General features: G+C 57.8%; 22 protein-coding genes. 11 read left to right on the plus strand and 11 right to left on the minus strand.

Going from position 1 to position 23,560, the window contains the following annotated elements:
* The first annotated feature begins 33 nt into the window (after positions 1-33).
* Both dusA and tal read left to right on the plus strand, forming a co-directional pair.
* On the plus strand, positions 34-1,035 hold the full coding sequence (gene dusA / locus K0F75_RS17200; RefSeq protein ID WP_219063155.1) for a tRNA dihydrouridine(20/20a) synthase DusA: 1,002 nt from the start codon (positions 34-36) through the stop codon (positions 1,033-1,035).
* A 152-nt stretch (positions 1,036-1,187) separates the two neighbouring features.
* Positions 1,188-2,114, plus strand: coding sequence for a transaldolase (gene tal / locus K0F75_RS17205; RefSeq protein WP_219063156.1), 927 nt, complete (start codon positions 1,188-1,190; stop codon positions 2,112-2,114).
* A gap of 76 nt (positions 2,115-2,190) precedes the next feature.
* Here the strand turns inward: tal and rssC are convergent, their stop codons facing one another.
* Both rssC and rssB read right to left on the minus strand, forming a co-directional pair.
* Positions 2,191-2,673 (minus strand): anti-sigma factor antagonist RssC, encoded by a 483-nt coding sequence (gene rssC, locus K0F75_RS17210; protein WP_219063157.1) that lies wholly within the window; start codon positions 2,671-2,673, stop codon positions 2,191-2,193.
* A complete protein-coding gene (gene rssB, locus K0F75_RS17215) occupies positions 2,673-3,854 on the minus strand; it encodes a two-component system response regulator RssB (RefSeq protein ID WP_219063158.1) in 1,182 nt (393 codons plus the stop codon). The genes rssC and rssB overlap by 1 nt, the downstream gene beginning before the upstream one ends.
* Before the next feature lie 270 nt (positions 3,855-4,124).
* Here rssB and K0F75_RS17220 point away from each other — a divergent pair, with 270 nt between their 5' ends.
* Positions 4,125-4,424 (plus strand): PilZ domain-containing protein, encoded by a 300-nt coding sequence (locus K0F75_RS17220; protein ID WP_219063159.1) that lies wholly within the window; start codon positions 4,125-4,127, stop codon positions 4,422-4,424.
* Between the two features lie 71 nt (positions 4,425-4,495).
* On the opposite strand, the gene K0F75_RS17225 is transcribed toward K0F75_RS17220, so the two are convergent.
* The gene (locus tag K0F75_RS17225) at positions 4,496-5,197 is read right to left on the minus strand and encodes a VacJ family lipoprotein (protein ID WP_219063160.1); all 702 of its coding nucleotides are present in this window, start codon (positions 5,195-5,197) and stop codon (positions 4,496-4,498) included.
* 207 nt (positions 5,198-5,404) lie between these two features.
* On the opposite strand from K0F75_RS17225, the gene K0F75_RS17230 reads away from it, so the two are divergent.
* Positions 5,405-6,070 (plus strand): HAD family phosphatase, encoded by a 666-nt coding sequence (locus tag K0F75_RS17230; protein WP_219063161.1) that lies wholly within the window; start codon positions 5,405-5,407, stop codon positions 6,068-6,070.
* A gap of 121 nt (positions 6,071-6,191) precedes the next feature.
* A complete protein-coding gene (locus K0F75_RS17235; protein ID WP_219063162.1) occupies positions 6,192-6,455 on the plus strand; it encodes a DUF4404 family protein in 264 nt (87 codons plus the stop codon).
* 66 nt (positions 6,456-6,521) lie between these two features.
* On the opposite strand, the gene queF is transcribed toward K0F75_RS17235, so the two are convergent.
* Complete coding sequence (gene queF / locus K0F75_RS17240; protein ID WP_219063163.1) at positions 6,522-7,352, minus strand: NADPH-dependent 7-cyano-7-deazaguanine reductase QueF; 831 nt, start codon at positions 7,350-7,352, stop codon at positions 6,522-6,524.
* Positions 7,353-7,413: 61 nt separating this feature from the next.
* On the minus strand, positions 7,414-7,983 hold the full coding sequence (locus K0F75_RS17245; protein WP_219063164.1) for a plastocyanin/azurin family copper-binding protein: 570 nt from the start codon (positions 7,981-7,983) through the stop codon (positions 7,414-7,416).
* Positions 7,984-8,147: 164 nt separating this feature from the next.
* Here K0F75_RS17245 and K0F75_RS17250 point away from each other — a divergent pair, with 164 nt between their 5' ends.
* Positions 8,148-8,828, plus strand: a complete 681-nt coding sequence (locus tag K0F75_RS17250) for a heavy metal response regulator transcription factor (protein WP_219063165.1) — start codon at positions 8,148-8,150, stop codon at positions 8,826-8,828.
* Entirely contained in the window at positions 8,828-10,183 is a 1,356-nt protein-coding gene (locus tag K0F75_RS17255) for a heavy metal sensor histidine kinase (protein WP_306823047.1), read from the plus strand. Before K0F75_RS17250 ends, K0F75_RS17255 begins: the two co-directional genes overlap by 1 nt.
* A 27-nt stretch (positions 10,184-10,210) precedes the next feature.
* Here the strand turns inward: K0F75_RS17255 and K0F75_RS17260 are convergent, their stop codons facing one another.
* The 3 genes from K0F75_RS17260 to K0F75_RS17270 form a co-directional block, all read right to left on the minus strand.
* Positions 10,211-11,455 carry a lipoprotein-releasing ABC transporter permease subunit gene (locus tag K0F75_RS17260; protein ID WP_219063167.1) on the minus strand — a complete coding sequence of 415 codons (1,245 nt, stop codon included), beginning with the start codon at positions 11,453-11,455 and terminating at the stop codon, positions 10,211-10,213.
* 65 nt (positions 11,456-11,520) lie between these two features.
* Complete coding sequence (lolD, locus tag K0F75_RS17265) at positions 11,521-12,204, minus strand: lipoprotein-releasing ABC transporter ATP-binding protein LolD (protein ID WP_219063168.1); 684 nt, start codon at positions 12,202-12,204, stop codon at positions 11,521-11,523.
* Positions 12,205-12,211: 7 nt separating this feature from the next.
* On the minus strand, positions 12,212-13,462 hold the full coding sequence (locus tag K0F75_RS17270; RefSeq protein ID WP_219063169.1) for a lipoprotein-releasing ABC transporter permease subunit: 1,251 nt from the start codon (positions 13,460-13,462) through the stop codon (positions 12,212-12,214).
* A 93-nt stretch (positions 13,463-13,555) separates the two neighbouring features.
* Here K0F75_RS17270 and K0F75_RS17275 point away from each other — a divergent pair, with 93 nt between their 5' ends.
* Together K0F75_RS17275 and K0F75_RS17280 are read left to right on the plus strand one after the other, a co-directional pair.
* On the plus strand, positions 13,556-14,143 hold the full coding sequence (locus K0F75_RS17275; protein ID WP_219063170.1) for a PilZ domain-containing protein: 588 nt from the start codon (positions 13,556-13,558) through the stop codon (positions 14,141-14,143).
* A 95-nt stretch (positions 14,144-14,238) separates the two neighbouring features.
* Entirely contained in the window at positions 14,239-14,961 is a 723-nt protein-coding gene (locus K0F75_RS17280; protein WP_219063171.1) for a glycerophosphodiester phosphodiesterase, read from the plus strand.
* A gap of 42 nt (positions 14,962-15,003) precedes the next feature.
* Here K0F75_RS17280 and sthA read toward each other — a convergent pair whose 3' ends face one another.
* Both sthA and K0F75_RS17290 read right to left on the minus strand, forming a co-directional pair.
* Positions 15,004-16,398 carry a Si-specific NAD(P)(+) transhydrogenase gene (gene sthA, locus K0F75_RS17285; RefSeq protein WP_219063172.1) on the minus strand — a complete coding sequence of 465 codons (1,395 nt, stop codon included), beginning with the start codon at positions 16,396-16,398 and terminating at the stop codon, positions 15,004-15,006.
* Positions 16,399-16,594: 196 nt separating this feature from the next.
* Positions 16,595-17,590, minus strand: a complete 996-nt coding sequence (locus tag K0F75_RS17290; protein WP_219063173.1) for an FAD:protein FMN transferase — start codon at positions 17,588-17,590, stop codon at positions 16,595-16,597.
* A 141-nt stretch (positions 17,591-17,731) separates the two neighbouring features.
* On the opposite strand from K0F75_RS17290, the gene K0F75_RS17295 reads away from it, so the two are divergent.
* A complete protein-coding gene (locus K0F75_RS17295; RefSeq protein WP_219063174.1) occupies positions 17,732-18,292 on the plus strand; it encodes a chalcone isomerase family protein in 561 nt (186 codons plus the stop codon).
* A gap of 120 nt (positions 18,293-18,412) precedes the next feature.
* Here K0F75_RS17295 and K0F75_RS17300 read toward each other — a convergent pair whose 3' ends face one another.
* Entirely contained in the window at positions 18,413-19,876 is a 1,464-nt protein-coding gene (locus K0F75_RS17300; RefSeq protein WP_219063175.1) for a glyceraldehyde-3-phosphate dehydrogenase, read from the minus strand.
* A gap of 169 nt (positions 19,877-20,045) precedes the next feature.
* On the opposite strand from K0F75_RS17300, the gene mfd reads away from it, so the two are divergent.
* Positions 20,046-23,498 carry a transcription-repair coupling factor gene (gene mfd / locus K0F75_RS17305; protein ID WP_219063176.1) on the plus strand — a complete coding sequence of 1,151 codons (3,453 nt, stop codon included), beginning with the start codon at positions 20,046-20,048 and terminating at the stop codon, positions 23,496-23,498.
* Positions 23,499-23,560 lie beyond the last annotated feature (62 nt).

Below are 23,560 nucleotides of genomic sequence, written 5' to 3' on the forward strand. Positions count from 1 at the left end.
TTTCGTCTCCCGCCTCACCCACCTAGATACCCAATGCCCCTAAATCTCGCCACGGCAACACCCCAATCCGTCTCCCGCCGCTTCTCCGTGGCTCCGATGATGGATTGGACCGATCACCATTGCCGCTTTTTTCTGCGGCTGTTGTCGAAAAATGCCCTGCTGTACACGGAAATGGTCACGACCGGCGCGCTTCTCAATGGGGATCACGCTCGTTTCCTGCAGCACGACGAAGCAGAGCACCCGTTGGCTCTGCAGTTGGGCGGGAGTGTTCCTGCCGACTTGGCGGCCTGCGCGCGTATGGCTGAAGCCGTAGGCTATGACGAGGTCAATTTGAATGTGGGCTGTCCGAGTGATCGAGTGCAGAACAATTTGATTGGCGCGGTGCTGATGGCACATCCGGGCTTGGTGGCGGATTGTGTCAAGGCGATGCTGGATGCGGTGTCGATCCCGGTGACGGTGAAGCATCGGATCGGGATCAATGGTCGGGACAGTTACGCGCAGTTGTGTGATTTTGTCGGACAGGTAAGCGAGGCGGGTTGCACGAGTTTTACCGTGCATGCGCGGATTGCGATTCTTGAGGGATTGTCGCCTAAGGAGAACCGCGATATTCCGCCGCTGCGCTATGACGTGGCCGCGCAGTTGAAGGCGGATTTTCCTGATCTGGAAATCATCCTCAACGGCGGGATCAAGACGCTGGAGCAATGCCGTGAGCATTTGCAGGTATTCGACGGCGTGATGTTGGGACGTGAGGCTTATCACAACCCTTATATGTTGGCCGAGGTCGATCAGCAGCTATTTGGCAGTACCGCGCCGGTGATTTCCCGGGCGGAGTCGCTGGCGGCGTTGCGGCCTTATATAGCTGCGCATATTGCCAGCGGCGGCTCGATGCATCACATCACTCGGCATGTGCTGGGGCTGGGCACGGGTTTTCCAGGGGCTCGGCGCTTTCGGCAATTGCTGTCGGTCGATATCCATAAGGCGAAAGACCCGCTGGCGTTGCTGGATCAGGCGGCGCAGTTGCTCGAAGGTCGGTAGTTACAGCGTCGCTTGGGGAACAACCAGTACGGATCGGGTTCAAAGGATTCTGGATCGCTTATCCGCCTCTTGGAGCGCCGATAAGGATGCGCCCTTGAGTGGCTGGCAGCGCTCGGGTAATGTCTTCTAACCGCACAGGACAGAGCACGCTCATGACTTCCAAGCTGGATCAACTCAAGCAAATGACTACTGTGGTCGCTGATACTGGCGATTTTGATGCCATCGCCCGCCTCAAGCCGGTGGATGCGACGACCAACCCTTCCCTGCTGCTCAAGGCCGCCTCCAGTTCGAACAACGCCGGACTGCTCGCCGATGCTTTCAGCGGTAGCAAAAACGATATTGGACTCGCTTGCGACCGGTTTGCCGTCGCGATCGGGCAAAAGATTCTTAACGTGGTACCTGGCCGCGTTTCCACTGAAGTGGACTCCCGGCTGTCATTCGACACTGATGCCATGATCAAACGTGCAGAGCGTCTGGTTGGCCTTTACGATGATGCCGGCATTGGCCGCGACCGGATACTGATCAAGCTGGCGTCGACCTGGGAAGGCATTCGTGCCGCCGAGAAGCTCGAACGCGATGGTATCCAGACCAACCTCACGCTGCTGTTCTCGTTTGCTCAAGCGGTGGCCTGCGCCGAGGCTGGCGTGTTCTTGATTTCGCCATTCGTAGGGCGGATTTACGACTGGTACAAAAAGTCGGCTGGCCGTGATTTTTTTGGTGCTGAAGACCCTGGCGTGCAATCGGTCACCCGGATCTACAACTACTACAAGTCCAATGACTACAAGACCGTGGTCATGGGTGCGAGCTTCCGCAACCTCAGCCAGATCGAGCTACTTGCCGGTTGTGATCGCCTGACCATCAGCCCGGACTTGCTGGAGCAGCTGTCGAATGATAACGGTACGCTGGAGCGCAAACTGGCGCCGGGCAATGCCGGTGAGAAACGTCAGAGCTTGAGCGAAAACCAGTTCCGCTGGGCCTCGAACGAAGATGCGATGGCCACCGAAAAACTGGCTGAAGGCATTCGTCAGTTCGCACGGGATCAGGAAAAACTCGAAGCATTACTCGCCGCCAAGGCCTGAATGCATCAAAGGGCGGCACCTTCACAGGTCCGCCCTTTTTAATTTCCGCGCATCAATGGCTTCAGCCGTGTCGCTATCAGTGCCGCTCTAGGGCATTGACCAGGTCGTGAAACGCTTCGCGATTAGAGTCGTTCAAGCCCATCAGTATCTTGTGCGCTTCCAGCACTTTGGCCTTCACCACTTCTTCGGACTGATCCTGCGACGGCAAGTCGGTCAGGCACTCAGGACACGGAATCGGTCGATCCACTATGTTGAATACTTGATCAAAGCCCATCGACTGCAACAGTCGAGTGATGTCTTCGTGGGTGGTGACAACCGTCGGCAACAGCCCTACTTTTTGGCGCGACAAGATGGACAACTTGGCCAGCAAGCCGAGCGTCGTGCTGTCAATGCTGCGAGTTTCGGTCAAATCGATGACGATTGCCGAAAAATTCCGCGCAGTGAAAATGCGTTCAATAGTTGCATCCAAAGCCGAACAGAGCGTCAGGCGCACTTCGCCAACGAACTTAAGGACAAAAGTGCCTGCTTGCTCAGCGAACTGGATTCTACCGGTACTCATTAAAGGTTCCTGCTCAACACCAACAAGGCGATATCATCCGGCATCTCTCCTAGCGTGGCCAATCCAAAAACTTGACGCAGACCATCCAGGCTGCCGCCGGCCTTTTTTACCAACTGAGGTAAAATGGCCTCTTTCTCTTTGAGTGTATCACCGGGCAAAAGGTCCAAAATCCCATCAGAGAGTAAAGTCAGGCTGAAGGTCTCAGGCAAGTCCAGTACGTGATCTTGATAGGTCGCCTCATTGAACAGCCCGACCGGCAGGCCACGGCCTTCCAGATAATGGACATCCGTGGGCGTGTACAAGATCGGTAGCGGTAAATGGCCACCGATACTGTAGGTCAATTTCCCGGTTTCTTCGTCGATGACACCACCTACCATGGTCACATGCTTGCCCAGGTTGCAGTTGATCAGTCCACGGTTGATATGGCCCAACACTTCCGAAGGTTTGAACTCCGGCAATGTACCGCTACGTTTGAATTCGAACAACAGGCGCGTGGTCATGAACTTCAGCAGCACCGTGACAAAGGCTGAAGAAGCACCATGCCCGGACACGTCGGCGAGGTAAAACGCCACGCGGCGCTCGTCGACCCGAAAGTAATCCACGAAGTCGCCTGACAGGTACAGCGAAGGGATGATCTCGTGAGCGAACTGGAACTGATCGACCGCCCATGGATTGACCGGCAACATGTTCATCTGCACCTGTCGACCGGCGTTCTGGTCTTCCTGGAGCAAATGCAGGCTGGCTTCGAGTTCGCGGTTGGCCGTTTCGAGCTTCTGACGATAGCGCTGGTTTTCCAGGAGCAGCCGCGCACGATCCAGGGCTCGACGCACTGAGTGCTCGAGCACCGCCAGATCTTCTAGGGGCTTGACCAGGTAATCGGCGGCCCCCAAGCGCAAGGCTTCGACGGCGTCGCTCATGACCCCTGCCCCGGAAACGACGATCACTGGCGTTTCAGGCGCGAGGTTAGTTACCTGACGGATAAGCTCGAGGCCGCCCACCTGAGGCATACGCAGGTCGCAGATCACAAGGTCGGGCTTTTTTTGCTCAAAGACCTGAAGACCCTGCAAGCCATTGCTCGCTTGCAGGACGCTGAAGCCACTGTCTTCCAAATAGGCGGCGATGCTCGCTCGCACTACTTCGTCGTCATCGATTATCAGCAGCGTGGCACTGGTTTTCTGCATGTGGGCAAACGGCGCCAGAGTAGGTTGGCGTAGGCGGCTCGGTTTTTTACCGGGCTCGCATACTGGATTCGCTTCTAGCCTCTCTAAAACAGCAATCACAGACTTTTGGTCGTGCGCAGCGCTGTTCAAAGGTGCCCTTCAAGGCGCAGACGGTACTCCCATCCGCCGGGCGTTTCAAGCTCACGCCGATGGTCACGGGATGTCTTTACATCGCAAATCACCCGGAGTTATAAGAACAGGTAAATCAGCAACGAAATCGAAGGACATGTCATGAGCCAAAATGATCGGAACTACGCAGAAAAGAGAGATTACATCCGCATGCGTGTGGATGCCGACGTGACCCTGTTGTACGCCGGCCAGATCATTCCAGCAGTCTGCGTGGACCTGTCAAGCTCGGGCATGCAAGTGGAAGCGCCTCGCGCGTTCAAGATTGGAGACAAGCTGAGCGTGCGAATCGATTCCGACCATGCGGCGCTCAAGGGACTGGAGGCCGACACCGAGGTTGTGTGGCTGACCGATCAAGACGAAGGGGGTCAGAAACTGGGCCTGACTATTCTTTCAATGAATTGAACCGATTTTTTCGAGAGAAAAATCAAATAAAAAAGGCGACCTGAAGGTCGCCTTTTTTGCAGGTCGGAAGACTAGAAATCGTCTTTGACCTTACCGTCTTTCACCTTGAACTCGCGATTCTGCATGTAGGCGTTACGGATGAACGTGTATTTGTCACCACGGATCAACTTCTCGGCTGACAACAGGCTCGCACGGGTGTCGACAATATCCACGCCCCACATGGTATTGCGGGCCGGTATATCGTTCATGTAGCGGTACGGCGAGGTGTACGTGTCAGGGTACTTGGCGAAACCGTCGCGCACGTTGCTAGGACCGAGCAACGGCAGCACCACATACGGGCCGCTTGGCAAACCCCAATAACCCAGGGTCTGACCGAAGTCTTCATCGTTACGCTGCAAGCCCATTTTGGTACCGACGTCGAAGAAGCCGGCCAAACCAAATGTCGTGTTGAACAGCAGACGGGCCGTGTCGACGCCAGCGGCCTTCGGCTTGGCCTGCAAGACATCGTTGGCGAAGTTGCGAACGTCACCGATGTTATTGAACATGTTGTGGATGCCGTCTTCAAGGAACTGCGGCGTAATGTACTGATACCCCTGCGCCAATGGCTTCAGGGCGTAGGTATCGACTGTATCGTTGAAGCGGAAAATGACTCGGTTGACGCCTTCCCAAGGGTCTTCATCAGCGGCTTGAGCAACCATGGGAACCAGCGCAATACCGGCACAAATACACAATTGAGCCAGACGATCGATAAAGCCTGCACCGGTCACGGGCATAGCAGACACTCCTAGAGACAGTAATGGGGCGGGCGCTATGCCCTGCAACTCAAGACGCGCAGTATAAAGCCTTCTACGACTATTTAGGCAGCTTAGTGGATCCAGATGCTGCCAAAGTACAAATCAACGGCCCATCCTCGTTACCAAAATGTCATGCGACTGTCATCTGCCACCCGTAGCGTGTGAGGATAATTCAGGGACGTGACCATGCCTGCGCCACACGCCACACCCGCACCCTCTCCTTCGCCAATCTTCACTGCGCTGCTCTTCGGCCTCAGTGGCTGCCTGGTCGACTTTGGTGCTCGCGCCCGAGCGGTGTCGGCTAGAAGCGCACTCGGCGCGCAACCGCAGGATATTCAACTCGAGATGAGCGAACAGGCCCGCGTCACACCGGGCGCTCTGGATATTCTGCAAACCCTGAGCCGACAAGGCATACCTTGCGCCTGGCTGGATGACCTTCCCTCCACGGTCAGCCAACGCTTGGCGGCGCCACTGCCGGAATGGGTTCAACCGACCAATCACGCCATTGCCTGCGCCGCTTGGCCCGCACCCGATGCTTGTTGGCAGGCGTTAATGGCCTTGAAGGTGAAACAACTCGATGGCTGCGTGCTGGTCAGCGGTGAACCACACCTGCTGCAGTCCGGGCTCAACGCCGGACTCTGGACCGTCGGCCTGGCGTCTTGCGGCCCCCTCTGCGGATTGTCGCCTAGTGAATGGCGAGCGCTGAACAGCGCCGAACGTGAACACCGACGCGGCCAAGCAACCCTGCAGCTGTATGGCCTTGGCGTGCATTCAGTGATCGATCACCTCGGGGAACTCGCTTCCTGCCTCGCCGATATCAGCTTGCGCCGCACCAAAGGCGAGAAACCCTGATCGCGACCCGTTGATCAAGATCATGCATGCAGCTTCGGAGTGGATTAGTCTTATACTTATCAAGGACCTTTAGCTCAGCGCTAAGGTCCATGCCAGAGACTATCCATAAAGGGAGCACGCTATGCCTGCCCGCGAACTGCAAGAACAACTCAACACCCTGCGCGAGCAACTGGAGCAGAACCCGCCGCTGTCTGAATCGGAACGCGAGCACCTGCATGAATTGATGCAGAAGATCGAACTGGAGCTTCAACTGGAAACCGTGACTCAGGACTCGAGCCTGTCTGACAACGTCAATCTTGCCGTCGAACGCTTTGAGCTGGAACATCCAGCCATTGCCGGAACACTGCGCAGCATTGTTCAGACCTTGGGTAACATCGGGATTTAAGCCCACCCGCGAAACACATCGGTTACGCACCACAAAAAACCCGTCTGATTAGACGGGTTTTTTCGTTTACTGACGTGCCAGCCTGCGATTTTCCAGGCTGATCGCCTCAGTACTGCGATAAGGATTGATGTCCAACCCGCCGCGTCGCACGTAACGTGCGTAGACCGTTAACTTCTCTGGCTTGAGCAAGTGTTGCAGATCGAGAAAAATCCGCTCGACGCATTGCTCGTGAAAGTCTGAGTGCTGACGGAAGCTGACGATATAGGCCAACAAACTGGCGTGATCCAGAGCGGAACCGCGATATTCCACGGCGACGCTGCCCCAGTCAGGTTGACTGGTGACCGGACAATTGGATTTGAGCAGATGGCTGTGCAGGCTTTCTTCGATCACCCGCGAGTCATCGCAACGCAGCAGCTCTGGGCGCGGCGTCTCGTAGCTGTTGATGCTCACGTCCAGCTCATCGATGCAAACGCCCGGCAATGCAGCGATACCCTCCGCTTCAACGTCACTCAGGCTACGAATTCGCACGCCCACCGGCTTGCCAGCGGCGGCAGACAGATCCGCTTGCAACGTCGCGACCAAGCTGGCTCGATCCGGGAACGGGGTCTGGTTCAGCGAATTGAGGTAAAGCTTGAACGATTTAGACTCAATGATATTCGGCGAGTCTGCCGGGATGGTGAATTCACCAATGGCCACCACCGGTTTGCCCGACGGCAGCAGCCAGGACAACTCAAAGCAGTTCCAGAAATCGACACCTTGATAGGGCAGCGTTTCAGCCGTGAGCCCAAGCTCGGCCCATTTCGCCGCACGCGGGATCGGGAATAGCAGGGACGGCGTGTAGGTGGCAATGTATTCACTGGACTTGCCCAGCGGCGAATGTTCGGCTGCGGGATGCATGGTGGGGACCTGGCTAAATAATCCCCACGAGTTTATAGGGTTTGCCCGCAGCTTTCAGCGCCTAGTCGACGATGTTGATCTTACCGACCATCCCGGCCTGATAATGCCCGGGAATATTGCAGGCAAACTCAAGGTCGCTGGCCTTGCTGAAAGTCCAGGTCAATTCGGCGGTTTTGCCCGGCTCGACCAGCACGCTGTTGGGGGCGTCGTGTTTCATGGGTTTATCATTATTCATTGCACCTTGCATCATGCTGTCATGACCCATACTGCCGTGATCCATTGCCTCATGGCTCATTGCCTCATGACTCATACCCGTCGGCGAGAGCATGCCGCCTTGCTGCATCGCGAGCATTTCCTTCTGATGTTCAGCGTGCATGGCCGCGTCGCCAAGGTTGAACTCGTGCAGCAACTGCCCCTTGTTGATGAGGACGAAGCGCACCGTCTCACCCGCTTTGACCTGAATAGCCTTGTCCTCGAAAAACATATCGCCCAAGGTCAACTCGACTGTGCGGGTAGCCTGAGCCGCCGGAGCAGCGTGACCGAAGTTCAGTGTATGGGCAGACGAAGCCATTAGCGGCAGGCTCAACCCCAGCAGCCCCGCGACCACGGCAATACGAACAAGCGAAACCATAGACTTCTCCAAATAAGCGACAATCAATCACCCTACTGTAGAGAGGCAGCGCTGGCAGTTAGCTGACCGGGAGATTACAACTTTGTCAGCTTCGGCCTTGAATCTGCCATTCGCGTTATAAAGTACCGCTGCATAAGCTCCTCCGCGGTCGCCACGAGTCGCCCATGAAATTACTAATCGTCGAAGATCAACCGAAAACCGGCCATTACCTGCGCCAAGGCCTGAACGAGGCCGGTTTCATCACCGAACTGGTGGCCGATGGCACCACGGGACAGCACTTGGCGTTGAGCGGCGACTACGCGCTGCTGATCCTTGATGTGATGCTGCCCGGCCGCGATGGCTGGCAGATACTCCAGGCCGTGCGCAGCGCCGGACTGGAGACGCCTGTGTTGTTTCTCACCGCCCGCGATGCAGTGGAGGATCGGGTTCGAGGCCTTGAGCTGGGCGCCGATGATTACCTTGTGAAACCCTTCGCCTTCTCTGAACTGCTCGCCCGGGTGCGCAGCCTGCTTCGTCGTGGCAGCAGCGTCGCGCAGGAAACTCATCTGCAACTGGCCGATTTGCGCCTCGACCTGCTGCGTCGGCGAGTAGAACGCAATGGACAACGCATCGACCTGACGGCCAAAGAGTTTTCGCTGCTGGAACTGCTGTTGCGGCGCCAGGGTGAAGTGCTGCCTAAATCGCTGATCGCATCACAGGTCTGGGACATGAATTTCGACAGCGACACCAACGTGATTGAAGTCGCCATCCGCCGCTTGCGCTTGAAGGTCGATGATGATTACCCAAACAAACTGATCCATACCGTTCGCGGCATGGGCTATGTTCTAGAAGAGCGCCCCCTGTGATGGCTCGTCTGTCCCTCAGCAGTCGTCTGGCACTGCTGTTCGCAGCCTGCACTGCCGTGGTTTCGTTGACCGCGGGCGTGCTGTTCAATCGAGCCAGTGAAGCGCACTTCATCGAACTGGACCAACAATCACTCGACAGCAAGTTGCAGACATTTCGCTCGGTATTGAAGGGTGTTGCGAGCCAAGCCGATCTCAGCGCTCGACAAGCGACGCTGCAAAGCGAACTCAGTCATCAACCGGACCTGGCACTGCGTCTCAGCGGCAGTGACGGCGTCATCTGGTTCGACAGCCTGCCGACGCTCCCGGCGACATTGCCCACTCCGCATGGCCTGCACACCTTGCACAGCACAGAGACTGACTTTCGAACGTATAGCGCCTTGCTCGAGCCTGAGGCCGTTAATTCACCGCAACTGACGCTGTTGCTGGACGTGACCCATCACCAACACTTTCTTCAGCGCATGCAGCACTTGATCTGGCTCACGGTCGGATTCTCCGCCCTGGCCACGGCACTGCTGGGTGCCTGGGCGGCGCGCAGCGGCCTCCGACCACTCAGACAAATGAGCGAAATCGCCGCCAGCGTCTCGGCCAGCTCGCTGACGACACGCCTGCCGCAGACGGAAATGCCCGCTGAACTGGCGGAACTGACGCACGCCTTCAACGCCATGTTTGGACGCCTCGACGACGCCTTTCAGCGGCTCTCGGCATTCTCTGCGGACATTGCTCATGAGCTGCGCACGCCGCTGTCCAACCTGCTGACCCACACACAAGTCACCCTCACCCGCCCGCGCTCGACCGAGGACTATCGCGAAGCCTTGCTCGGCAATCTTGAGGAACTGCAATGGATGGCGCAGATGATCAACGACATGCTGTATCTGGCCAAGGCCGAACACGGCCTGCTTAACCCGACGCGGGAAACCCTGCAACTGGAAGACGAAGCGGACGCAGTACTGGAGTTTTTCGCACCCTTGGCCGAGGACGCGCAGGTGCGGCTGTCACGCGAAGGCAACGCCACACTGGCTGGTGATCGCAATATGCTGCGCCGCGCTATCTCCAACCTGCTGGACAACGCGCTGCGCTTCACCCCGGCAGGCGGACAGGTCGCAATGCGCATATCCCGCTCGGATCAAGGGGTGCAACTGAGCATCGAAAACAACGGAGCAACCATTCCTGCACCAGCGTTGCCCCATGTGTTCGATCGGTTTTTTCGCGCGGACCCTGCACGCAGCGAAGGCAGCAGCGAGCACGCAGGGCTGGGGCTGGCGATCACTCAGTCAATCATCCGCGCCCACGGCGGGCAGATTCGCTGCGAATCGGCGGACGGCTGGACACGCTTTGTGATTGAGTTGCCGGCCTGAATTAAACCGTGAATCACCGCACGGAAATCACTCGTAGCGCAGCGCATAGGCCGGCTGGATCTGTGCCGCACGCCAGGCTGGGTAGAGCGTCGCGAGAAAACTCAGGATAAATCCGGCGCTGCAGATCAACACAACATCCTCCCATTGCAGTTGGGATGGCAGGTTATTGATGAAGTACACATCGGAACTGAAGATGTGCTGCCCGGTGACGCGCTCCAGCCAGCCCACCATCTCGCTGACATTGATTGCAGCGATCACGCCGAGAACACCACCGATAATGGTGCCCACGATCCCGATGACGGTGCCCTGAACCATGAAGATGGTCATGATCTGCCCAGGTGTGGCACCGATGGTGCGCAAGATGGCGATGTCAGCGCCTTTGTCGTTTACTACCATGATCAAGGTGGCGATGATGTTGAACGCCGCCACAGCGACAATCATCAGCAGCAACAGGCCGATCATGGTCTTTTCCATTTTCATCGCACTGAACAGACTGCCCTGAGTGTGAGTCCAGTCATCGGCGCGGTAATCAGCACCGAGGCCGGCAACAATGGCAGCCGAGACCTGCGGCGCTGTGTACAGATCCTTCAGCGCCAGACGTACGCCTTGCACTTGATCAGGCTTCCAGCGCTGCATTTGCGCAGCGTCGGCGACGTTGATCAGGGCCATGGAGCCATCCAGCTCGGCACCGACCTTGAACACGCCGACCACCGTCAGCCGCTGCAGGCGCGGGGTAATGCCGCCCGGCGCGTTACTGACTTCCGGGACGATCAGAGTCAGCTTGTCGCCGACGTTCAGGCGAAAACGTCGAGCGGTGATTTCACCAACCACCACACCAAACTCACCGGCTTTGAGGTCTTCCAGGCGCCCCTGAGTGATGTGCTGGGCAACAATCGAAACCTTGTGCTCCAGCGCCGGATCAACGCCGCTGATCTGGATAGGCTGCATCGAACCCTTATAGGAGAACATGCCTTCCATCTCGGTGAACGGAACGGCAGCGGTCACCTCGGGATTCTTCATCGCCGCAGCGGCTGCGGGCTTCCAGTCGTCAAGCGGCGTCACGCCGGCGATGACGGCGTGGGGCACCATGCCCAGAATCCGCGAGCTCATTTCACGCTGAAAACCATTCATCACCGACAGCACCACGATCATTGCCAACACGCCCAGGGCGAGGCCAATCATCGAGGTCATCGAAATAAACGAAATGAAGTGATTACGGCGCTTGGCGCGGGTATAGCGCGCGCCAATAAAAATTGATAACGGTCTGAACATTCGCGGAGCACCGTAGAAAAAATGAAAACCCCGACGCCGTGACAACCGGCGCCGGGTTGATTGAATCAATCAGCGACCAAATGACCATCTTCGAGGCGCAACACTCGATCCATCTGCCGGGCCAGAGCCATGTCGTGGGTCACGACCAGAAACGCCGTTTGCGATGAGGTACTGAGCTCCAGCATCAAATCCTGAATGCCCTGCGCCGTGTGATGATCGAGGTTACCGGTCGGCTCGTCGAGCATCACCAGTCCCGGCCGGTTGACTAGCGCCCGGGCAATCGCCACGCGCTGACGCTCGCCACCAGACAATTCCGATGGTTTATGCGCCAGTCGATGCCCCAACCCTACCCGCTGCAACAGCTCGGTAGCACGCTGACGGGCTTCCGGGATCGCCGTACGGCCGATCAACAGCGGCATGCAGACGTTCTCCAGAGCGGTGAACTCAGGCAACAGGTGGTGGAATTGATACACAAACCCCAGCGCCCGGTTACGCAACAGACCCCGGGCTTTTTCGCCCAACGCCGACAATTCTTCACCCGCCAGCCACACGCTGCCTTGCGAAGGCGTATCCAGACCGCCAAGCAGATTGAGCAAGGTACTCTTACCGGAACCCGAACTGCCGACAATGGCGACGCGCTCGCCGGGGTGCAACTCCAGTTGCAAGCCCGAAAGGACCACCACCGACTCCGGGCCTTCCTCGTAGGATTTGCCCAGATTGCGGCAACTCAGTACTGCTTTATCACTCATGCCCGACTCACTCATAACGTAGCGCCTCCGCAGGCTGGGTGCGCGCAGCACGCCAGGCTGGATACAGGGTGGCGAGAAAACTCAGAATCAATGCGGCACCGCAGACCAGCAGCACGTCTTCGGCCATCAATTGCGACGGCAGGTAGTCGATGAAGTAGACGTCCGCATTGAGAAACTTGTGCCCGAGCAAACCTTCCAGCGCGGAGATCGCAGCACTGACATTGAGCGCGGCGAAAATCCCCACCACGGCGCCAATCAGCGTCCCGACCACACCAATGACCGTGCCCTGCACCATGAAGATCGCCATGATCTGCCCCGGTGTAGCGCCCAGGGTGCGCAGGATCGCGATATCACCCTTCTTGTCGTTGACCACCATCACCAGCGTGGAAATGATATTGAAGGCAGCGACCGCAACGATGAGCAACAACAGCAAGCCGATCATGGCTTTTTCCATACGGATCGCCTGATACAGATTGCCCTGCGTCCGGGTCCAGTCACGGGCATAGAAATTATGATCACCCAACGTCTGCGCGATTTCCCACGATACGCGGGGTGCCTCGAACAGGTCGTCGAACTTCAGACGCAGCCCTTGCACCTGATCCGGTTTCCAGCGATGCAGACGCGCCAGATCGGTGAGATTGGTCAAGCCGAGGTAGCCGTCCAGTTCGCCAGCGCCGACATGAAAGATGCCGACGACAGTAAAACGCTTCATCCGCGGAAATATTCCAGCGGGGGTAACGGTCACTTCCGGGGCGACGAAGGTCAGTTTATCACCGAGACCCACGCCCAGCTTGGTGGCGGCCTTGTCGCCGATAACGATGCCAAAGCTGCCGGGGGCCAGATCATCCAGGCGCCCCTTCAGCATGAAGTTATCGATGATCGAAACCTTGCGTTCCTGCGCCGGATCGATGGCGTTGAGCAACACCTTCTGCACCTGACCGTTGCTGGTCAGCAAACCCTGCATTTGGGTAAACGGCGCAACCGCGACAACCTTGGGGTTTGCCTTGACCTTGTCGCCCAGGCTTTGCCAGTCGCTGATCGGCTGATCGGACTCGATGGTCGCGTGGGGCACCATGCCCAGCACACGGGTGCGCATCTCATGATCGAAACCATTCATGACCGATAACACGACGATCATCACGACGACGCCAAGGGCGAGGCCGATCATCGACGTCAGGGAAATGAAGGAGACAAAATGATTGCGGCGTTTTGCACGGGTATAACGCGTGCCAATAAATACAAAAAGAGGTCTGAACATGTCGGGGCTTGTTCGGAGGAAAGGGAACGTCCTTGTGGCGGGGCTCAGCGAGCAGCTTTACACTCAGAACACCGCCGCTACCATGGGTTCGCCATGTCGACATTAAATGAAGAAGATCGCCGCGAATACTACCGTATCGAGGACACGATCGCACTGGAAATTAACCACCTGTCCGGCACCCACGCGACCCATCAGACGCCTGCGCAGGACACGTCCACGTTGTTCAACCTGCTCAGCGAACTGCATGTCAGCGAGTTCGAGTCCCAACATTTGCTACGCCAGCTAGGCGATAACGACCGCGCGCTCGGTAGCTATCTGAAGGCCCTGAACAAGCGCATCGATTTGCTCGGCCAAGTCGTGGCACACACCGTCCTGGGCAAGATAGGCGAGCCACAGCTGGTGATTCTCTCCGAAGGCGGTGTGCAGTTTCATCATCCGCTGCCGATTCCCGCAGGCACGAAACTGTCCATCAAGATGGTGCTGATGCCACAAGCACTGGGCTTGATGATGAACGCCAAGGTCACGCACTGCGACGCTCGCGAGATCGGAAATTTCGAGATTGGTACTGAGTTCGAGGACCTCCCGGATGCCCAGCGACAGCTGCTCGCCCGTTACATCTTGCAACGACAATCCCAGCAACGCCGTCTGGCGCGAGAGCAAAACAATGGCTCAGAGGCGTGATACCTGACAAATCTGGCTATCCCGTGAAAACCTCTGAGCCCAGGTAACGAAGACGCTTAGGCAACAAGCAGCGCTAAAACCCACAAGGAGTAAACGTGACCCTTATTTACGGCCACCGCGGCGCTAAAGGCGAAGCACCGGAAAACACCCTGACCAGCTTCCAGGAATGCCTCAAGCACGGCGTTCGCCGCTGCGAGCTGGATCTGCACCTGTCCCGTGATGGCGAACTCATGGTAATCCATGACCCGACGCTAAAACGCACCACGGATCGGCGCGGCAAAGTCATCGAGCAGGACGCTGCAGACCTGGTGACTTTTGATGCGCGCAAAGGCGGCCCAGGCTGGGTTCATCCCTGCCCGATTCCACGTCTGGAAGAATTGTTCGAACAATGCGCCTTCGATCATTGGCAACTGGAAGTCAAAAGCGCATCCCGCACACGCGCTGCGACCACCGTGTTGGCGATTCGGGAATTGGCTCAGCGTCACGGCCTGCTGGACAAGGTCACCGTTACGTCGAGTTCGCGGGAAGTATTGCGCGCAGCACTGGAGCTGACACCCGACCTGTCACGCGGACTGGTGGCTGAATACGCCTGGCTCGACCCTCTGAAGGTCGCGCAAAGTTATGACTGCAGGATTCTGGCGTTGAACTGGACACTGTGCACCCCCGAGCGCTTGCAGAAAGCCCAGCGTCAGGGATTGCACGTATCGGTATGGACAGTCAACGAACCTGCACTGATGCGCAGGCTCGCCGACTTCGGCGTAGATAGCCTGATTACAGACTTTCCCGGTTTGGCCACTGCCACTCTCGGGAATTGCTGAAATCGGTCTCCCCGGCCGGCTCAGGCCACCGGCCGGAGCCGCTCAAAAAAGCCGGTTGAGGCCGTCGTAAGCCGCTACCCGATAGGCTTCTGCCATGGTCGGGTAGTTAAAGGTGGTGTTGACGAAGTACTTGAGGGTGTTGGCCTCGCCCGGCTGGTTCATGATCGCCTGACCGATATGCACGATCTCTGACGCCTGGTCACCAAAGCAATGCACGCCCAGCACTTGCAGCGTCTCGCGGTGGAACAGGATCTTCAGCATGCCGACCGGCTCGCCGGAGATCTGCGCCCGGGCCATGCCCTTGAAGAAAGCCTTGCCCACTTCGTACGGTATTTTCGCCTGGGTCAGTTCGTGTTCATTCTTGCCGATCGAACTGATCTCCGGAATGGTGTAGATCCCGGTTGGCACATCGTTGACGAAACGCCAGCTGCCATTGTCGACAAGGCTGCCCGCCGCTGAACGACCCTGGTCATAGGCCGCACTGGCCAGGCTAGGCCAACCGATCACATCGCCCGCACCATAGATGGTCGGTACGCTGGTCCGGTAGCTCTCATCGACTTCGATCTGACCACGGCTGTTGGCCTTGATCCCGACGTTTTCCAATCCGAGCTTGTCGGTGTTGCCAGTCCGGCCATTACACCAGAGCAAGGCGTCGGCCTTGATCTTTTTACCGGACTTGAGGTGCAGGATCACACCATGATCCAGGCCTTCGACCTTCTCGTACTCTTCGTTGTGGCGAACCATCACGTTGTTGTTGCTGAAGTGATAGCTCAACGCCTGAGAGATTTCCGAGTCCAGGAAGCTCAGCAGTTGCTCACGGTTGTCCACCAGCTCGACCATCACACCAAGACCGCTGAAGATCGAGGCGTATTCGCAACCGATAACACCGGCACCGTAGATGATCAGCTTGCGCGGGGTATGCCCGAGGCTGAGGATGGTGTCGCTATCGTAAATTCGTTGGTGGGTGAAATCGATATCGACCGGGCGATAAGGACGCGAGCCGGTGGCGATGATGATCTGATTGGCCACCAGCTTTTCCAACGTACCGTTGGGGCATACCACGTCGATGCTGTGCTCGTCGGCAAAACTGCCCGTGCCTAAAAACACATCGACACGGTTACGGGCGTAATAGCCGGTACGCGATGTCACTTGCTTGGCAATGACTTTTTCAGCGTTTTTAAGTACGTCCGGGAACGAGAACCAGCGCGGCTCACCAATGGCCCTGAACATAGGGTTGGTGTTGAAGTGCATGATTTGCTTGACCGAGTGACGCAGCGCCTTGGACGGGATGGTGCCCAGGTGAGTGCAGTTGCCGCCGACCTGACGACGGCTATCGACCATCGCTACTTTGCGTCCTGCTTTAGCGGCGTTCATCGCCGCGCCTTCTCCCGCCGGGCCTGAACCCAGCACCACTACGTCGTAGTTGTAGACAGCCATGCGTACTCCTTTAGAACAGGCCGAGGCGCCACTCTGGCGTCTCTGGCTAAATCATGCCGCGGCCAGCGGCATGAAGGATCGAAACAGGTGCGCAGTCTAACCAAGCGCGGAAGCGGCGAACATTAACCCTTGGTCGCGTCGTAGGCCAATACTGTCTGCACTACATCGCACACAAGGGCGATAAATCGCTGTCGGGCTACTGCGATTTATCAGAAAACAACCTGTCGAACGCCGAATTGCTGCGGATGATAAAACGCTTGTCGACACGAATCACAAAAAAAGCGGCAATTTTATGCTCTTCAGCGAAAGCCCAACCCCGTTCCGGGCCGAGAATCAGGAGCAAGGTAGAAAATCCATCGGCCATCAATGCCGACCGATCAATGACCGTGACCGATGCCAGCGCGTGATCAATGGGCGCACCGGTCAGCGCATCAAAGGTATGGGAATAGCGCCGTCCGTCTTGCTCGAAATAATTACGGTAGTCGCCAGATGTTGAAACACCATAGCCATCGAGTTCGATAATTTTTTCGGCAATCTGCTGATCATCTCGGGGCGCTTCGAGTGCAACACGCCAAGGCGACCCATCGGCTTTTTTGCCCACGGCCTTGAGCTCACCTGTCGCCTCGACCAAAAAACTGCGGATACCCAACGCCTGCATCCGAGCGCTGATGCGGTCCACCGCATAACCGGCTGCGATGCTATTGAAGTCCACCTGGACCGGGGCATCCTTGCACAGCTGGTCGCCGTCGATGCGCAAGTGGTCATGCCCCACCCGCTGGCGTACCACGGCCAATTGCTCGGCCGTCGGCACGTGTTCGACCCGGGCCTGCGGGCCAAAACCCCACACATCGAGCAAGGGTTCCACCGTCAGGTCATATGAGCCCTGACTGTCGATGGACAATTGCTCGCCCACCCGCACCAACGCCAACACCCCTGCGGGCATCGACTGACAACTGTCCGCTGGCAGCCCATTGAACCGCTCAATGTCCGAATCACTGCGGTAGGTCGACATCTGCTGATCGACTTCAGCCAGAATCGCTTCCACCTCCGGCTGAACGTGCGCAATGTCTGGCCCGGAGGGGCCGCGCACGTATTTCACCGAATACGTACTGCCCATAGTCGGACCGCCAAAACTTTCCAGACCGTCACCCGAGCCGCACGCGGTCATGGAACCCATCAGCAGTACAGGCATACAACGCCTGATGAGCCTAACGCTGCACTTAAACGCGCGTGACTCCGCTATCAAATCGAAACACATTTATTGCTCGCAAGCCCGGCATCGAGCAAAAATTGACTTAACCTGTCAGTAGGCATTCAACGAAGCGCGTCCATTATGCGACATCTGATGATTTACCTGCTGCTGATATTCAGTCCATTGGCACTGGCTAATCAGGCAGAGCGCCTCAAGGAAGCAAACTTCCCCGCGCAGCTCAGCGACCACTCACCTGCGCTTGAGCGCAAGAGCCAGGCGGTACTGACGTATCTATGGGTCGACGTTTACGCTGCTGCCCTGTTTGCTGAACCTTCGACCAGTGTCCAACAGGCGGTGTCCGCCCAAAAAACGCAGCGCCTCGAATTGTATTATTTTCGCGACATTGATCGTCAGGACGTGATCAAAGCCGCCAGTGCCACGCTCGAACGCCAGCAAAGCAAAGCAACCCTCGCCCGCCTGCAGCCACAACTGGATCAGCTCAACCAGAGCATCCAGAGTATTCGTCACGGAGATCGGTACGCCTTGACCTGGCAGCCCGGCCAAGGGCTGAAAATGGAGTGCAACAACAAGGTCATCTTCAGCAGCCTGGACCACGAATTGGCCCAGGTATATTTCTCGATCTGGCTGGGGGCTCAGGGGGTATCAGACGACTTGCGAGAAGCCTTGCTCACGCAGAATTGAACAAGGCTGCAGTGCTTCTTATCAGCGCGTTAATACCGGATAGCCAAATCGCGTCCAAAAAAATGCCCCGCACTGAGTCGGGGCACTTTTCAACCTGTTACTTGGCCTAGCGGTTACTTCTTAACGCGGGAAAGCAGGCGGGTTGACCCCGGACATGTCTTCCATCACGCGAACAACCTGGCAGCTGTAACCGAATTCGTTGTCGTACCAGACGTACAGAACAACACGGTTGTCATTGCAGATGGTCGCTTCAGCATCCACTACACCGGCGTGACGCGAACCCACGAAGTCGGTGGATACCACCTCCTGCGAATGCACGAAATCGATCTGCTTGTGCAGGTCCGAGTGCATAGCCATGTAGCGCAGGTACTCGTTGATTTCGTCGCGGCTGGTTGGCTTCTCAAGGGTCAGATTGAGAATAGCCATGGACACGTTTGGCGTTGGAACACGGATCGCGTTGCCGGTCAGCTTGCCAGCCAGTTCAGGCAGGGCCTTGGCAGCGGCGGTAGCAGCACCGGTTTCAGTGATAACCATGTTCAACGCAGCGCTACGGCCACGACGATCACCCTTGTGGAAGTTGTCGATCAGGTTCTGGTCGTTGGTGTACGAGTGAACCGTTTCAACGTGACCATTGACGATACCGAACTTGTCGTTGACGGCCTTCAACACCGGCACGATGGCGTTGGTGGTGCAGGACGCCGCCGAAACGATCAGGTCTTCAGCCGTGATCTGGTCATGGTTGATGCCATGCACGATATTCTTCAGCTTGCCTTTGCCTGGCGCGGTGAGAACCACACGCTCGATACCTGCGCAGGTCAAATGCTGGCCCAGACCCTCGGCATCACGCCATACGCCGGTGTTATCCACCAGCAATGCGTCCTTGATGCCGTACTGGGTGTAATCCACCTCGGTCGGGTTCTTCGCGTAGATCACCTTGATCATGTTGCCGTTGGCGGTGATGGTGCTGTTGGCTTCATCGATAGTGATGGTGCCATTGAACGGGCCATGTACCGAGTCACGACGTAGCAGACTGGCACGTTTGACCAGGTCATTGTCGGCGCCTTTGCGCACGACAATGGCGCGCAGACGCAGGCCATCGCCCCCACCGGTTTTCTCGATCAGAATCCGCGCCAGCAGGCGACCGATCCGGCCGAAACCGTACAGCACGACGTCCTTGCCTTTACGAGCAGTGGCGCTTTGTTGACCGACGACATCGGCCAGCTCTGCACGTACGAACTGCTCAGCAGTAAGGCCTTGGCCTTCTGCCTTGAATTTCACGGCCAACTTGCCCAGGTCCACCGAAGCGGCACCCAGTTTGAGTTCGCTCATGGCTTTGATAAGCGGGAATGTTTCGTGTACGGACAGCTCACTGCCATCGGCCTGGCGATGACGAGCAAAGCGATGGGCTTTGAGAATCGCGATGACTGAACGGTTGATCAGACTGCGGCCATAGATCGAGCTCACCACATTGTTATTGCGGTAGAGCTGACCGATGAGGGGGATCATCGCCTCGGCGAGGGCTTCACGATCGATCCATTCACCAAGACACTGGTCGGGCTTCTGAGTCACGGGAACCTTCCACATGTAGGGGCTGAAAAAAGGGGCTACATTATGCCGCCGCCTTTGTTTATGAGCAATGCACGGCTATCAGATTACACGGCACTGCATTTTCCGGCGCGCTGAAAACTGACAGCGCCTGCCTCCGCCCGTTACAATCGCAACCCCTGTTGTAACGCTTGGAGCTCAACCTCCCGTGCCTGTCCTGCGCCTACCGCTACTCCCTGCCGCTGCAGGTAAACAGCACTGGGGCAACTTGCCTGGTGCCGCCCTGAGCCTGGCTATTGCCGAGGCTGCCAGCGCCGCCAAGCGCTTCACGCTGCTGTTGACCGCCGACAGCCAGAGTGCCGAGCGCCTTGAACAAGAGCTTAGCTTCTTTGCGCCTACGCTGCCGGTTCTGCATTTTCCGGATTGGGAAACCCTGCCCTACGATTTGTTCTCGCCGCACCAGGACATCATTTCCCAGCGCATCGCCAGCCTTTATCGGTTGCCGGAACTCGCGCATGGCGTTTTGGTAGTACCCATCACGACGGCGCTACACAGACTGGCACCCACCAAATTCCTGCTCGGCAGCAGCCTGGTGCTGGACATCGGCCAGAAGCTTGATGTCGAGCAGATGCGTACCCGGCTTGAAGCCAGCGGCTATCGCTGCGTCGACACGGTGTATGAGCACGGCGAGTTCGCGGTCCGTGGCGCCCTGATCGATCTGTTCCCGATGGGCAGCAAACTGCCGTACCGGATCGACCTGTTCGACGACGAAATCGAAACCCTGCGCACCTTCGACCCGGAAAACCAGCGCTCCATCGACAAAGTCGAATCGGTTCGGCTGCTGCCGGCGCGAGAGTTTCCGCTGCAAAAAGATGCCGTGACCCGCTTCAAGGCCCGCTTTCGCGAGCGCTTCGACGTGGACTTCCGTCGCTGCCCGATCTTTCAGGACCTGAGCAGCGGCATCACACCGGCCGGCATCGAGTACTACCTGCCGTTGTTCTTTGACGAAACCTCCACCCTGTTCGATTACCTGCCCCAGGACACTCAGGTGTTCTCGCTGCCCGGCATCGAACAAGCGGCGGAAAACTTCTGGAACGACGTCCGCAACCGTTATGAAGAGCGGCGCGTCGACCCTGAGCGACCGTTATTACCGCCCAATGAATTGTTCTTGCCAGTAGAAGACTGCTTCGCTCGCCTGAAAAGCTGGCCTCGCGTGGTTGTCAGCCAGCAGGACGTCGAACCTGGTGTTGGCCGCGAACGCTTCCCGGCGCTGCCGTTACCGAATCTGGCGATTGAATCCAAGGCCACACAACCGTTGGCGGCGCTGTCGACATTTCTCGAAGGATTCCCAGGGCGCGTGCTGTTCACCGCAGAATCCGCCGGACGCAGGGAAGTCCTGCTGGAACTGCTTGAGCGCCTGAAACTGCGACCGAAAACCGTGGACAGCTGGCCGGACTTCGTCAGTGGCAGCGAACGCCTGTCGATCACCATTGCCCCACTCGATGAGGGCCTGCTGATTGAGGATCCATCTCTGGCGCTGGTGGCCGAAAGCCCACTGTTCGGTCAGCGGGTCATGCAGCGTCGACGCCGGGAAAAACGCACCGACGGCGGCAACAATGACGCAGTCATCAAAAACCTTACTGAACTGCGCGAAGGCGCGCCAGTGGTGCATATCGACCATGGCGTCGGCCGCTACCTGGGCCTGGCGACGCTGGAAGTGGAGAATCAGGTCGCCGAATTCCTGATGTTGGCCTACGCCGAAGACGCCAAGCTGTACGTCCCGGTCGCCAACCTGCACTTGATCGCCCGCTACACCGGCAGCGATGACGCCCTTGCGCCGCTGCACCGACTGGGTTCGGAAACCTGGCAGAAAGCCAAACGCAAAGCGGCCGAGCAAGTACGTGATGTCGCCGCCGAGCTATTGGACATCTACGCACGACGTGCCGCCCGTGAAGGGTATGCCTTCGCCGACCCGAAAGCCGACTATGCGACGTTCAGCGCCGGCTTCCCGTTCGAAGAGACCCCGGACCAGCAAACCACCATCGATGCCGTGCGTGCCGACATGCTCGCACCCAAGCCGATGGACCGCCTGGTGTGCGGCGATGTGGGCTTCGGCAAAACCGAAGTGGCAATGCGCGCAGCCTTTATTGCCGTACATGGCGGACGTCAGGTCGCGATCCTGGTGCCGACCACCCTCCTCGCCCAGCAGCACTACAACAGCTTCCGCGATCGCTTTGCCGATTGGCCGGTGAGCGTGGAAGTCATGAGCCGCTTCAAGTCCGCCAAGGAAATCAACGCGGCAGTCGCGGACCTGGCAGAAGGCAAGATTGATATCGTCATCGGCACGCACAAGCTGCTGCAGGACGATGTGAAGATCAAGAATCTGGGCCTGGTCATTATCGACGAAGAGCACCGTTTCGGCGTGCGTCAGAAGGAGCAACTCAAGGCCCTGCGCAGTGAAGTCGATATCCTGACACTGACCGCAACCCCGATCCCGCGCACGCTGAACATGGCCGTATCGGGCATGCGCGACCTGTCGATCATCGCCACACCGCCAGCTCGCCGCCTGTCCGTGCGCACCTTTGTCATGGAAGAGAACAAAAGCACGGTCAAGGAAGCACTGCTCCGGGAACTGCTGCGTGGTGGCCAGGTTTATTACCTGCACAACGACGTGAAAACCATCGAGAAATGCGCCGCCGACCTGGCCGAACTGGTGCCTGAAGCCCGTATCGGCATCGGTCATGGACAGATGCGCGAACGCGATCTCGAACAGGTGATGAGCGACTTCTATCACAAGCGCTTCAACGTGCTGATCGCCTCGACCATCATCGAGACGGGCATTGACGTGCCCAGCGCGAACACCATCATCATCGAACGTGCCGACAAATTCGGTCTGGCTCAACTGCACCAATTACGTGGCCGGGTCGGCCGCAGTCACCACCAGGCTTACGCCTACTTGCTGACCCCACCCCGGAAACAGATCACCCCGGATGCCGAGAAGCGCCTGGAAGCCATCGCCAACACCCAGGACCTCGGCGCGGGCTTCGTGCTCGCGACCAACGATCTGGAGATCCGTGGTGCTGGCGAACTGCTGGGCGACGGGCAGAGCGGGCAGATCCAGGCCGTGGGCTTCACCCTGTACATGGAAATGCTTGAACGCGCGGTCAAGGCCATTCGCAAGGGCGAACAGCCAAACCTCGACCAACCCCTGGGCGGCGGCCCGGAAATCAACCTGCGCTTGCCAGCGTTGATCCCCGAAGCCTACCTGCCCGATGTCCATACACGCCTGATTCTGTACAAACGCATCGCCAATGCCGCCGACGAAGAGGGCCTCAAGGACCTCCAGGTCGAGATGATCGACCGCTTCGGCCTGCTGCCCGAGCCGACCAAAAACCTGGTGCGCCTGACACTGCTCAAATTGCAGGCCGAGCAGCTAGGCATCAAAAAAGTCGACGCCGGACCGCAGGGTGGACGAATTGAATTCAGCGCCGATACCCAAGTTGATCCGCTGGTGCTGATCAAGCTGATTCAGGGCCAGCCCAACCGCTACAAATTCGAGGGTGCCACGCTGTTCAAGTTCATGGTGCCGATGGAGCGCCCGGAAGAGCGATTCAATATTTTAGAAGCGCTGTTCGAGCGCCTGACTCCAAAAACGGCTTAAGGATTCACCCATGCGTGTGCTCCACTCATTGATTCTGCTGCTGACACTGGTCGCACCGGCAG

The organism is Pseudomonas sp. UMAB-08 (genome assembly GCF_900095225.1).
Lineage (GTDB): Bacteria > Pseudomonadota > Gammaproteobacteria > Pseudomonadales > Pseudomonadaceae > Aquipseudomonas.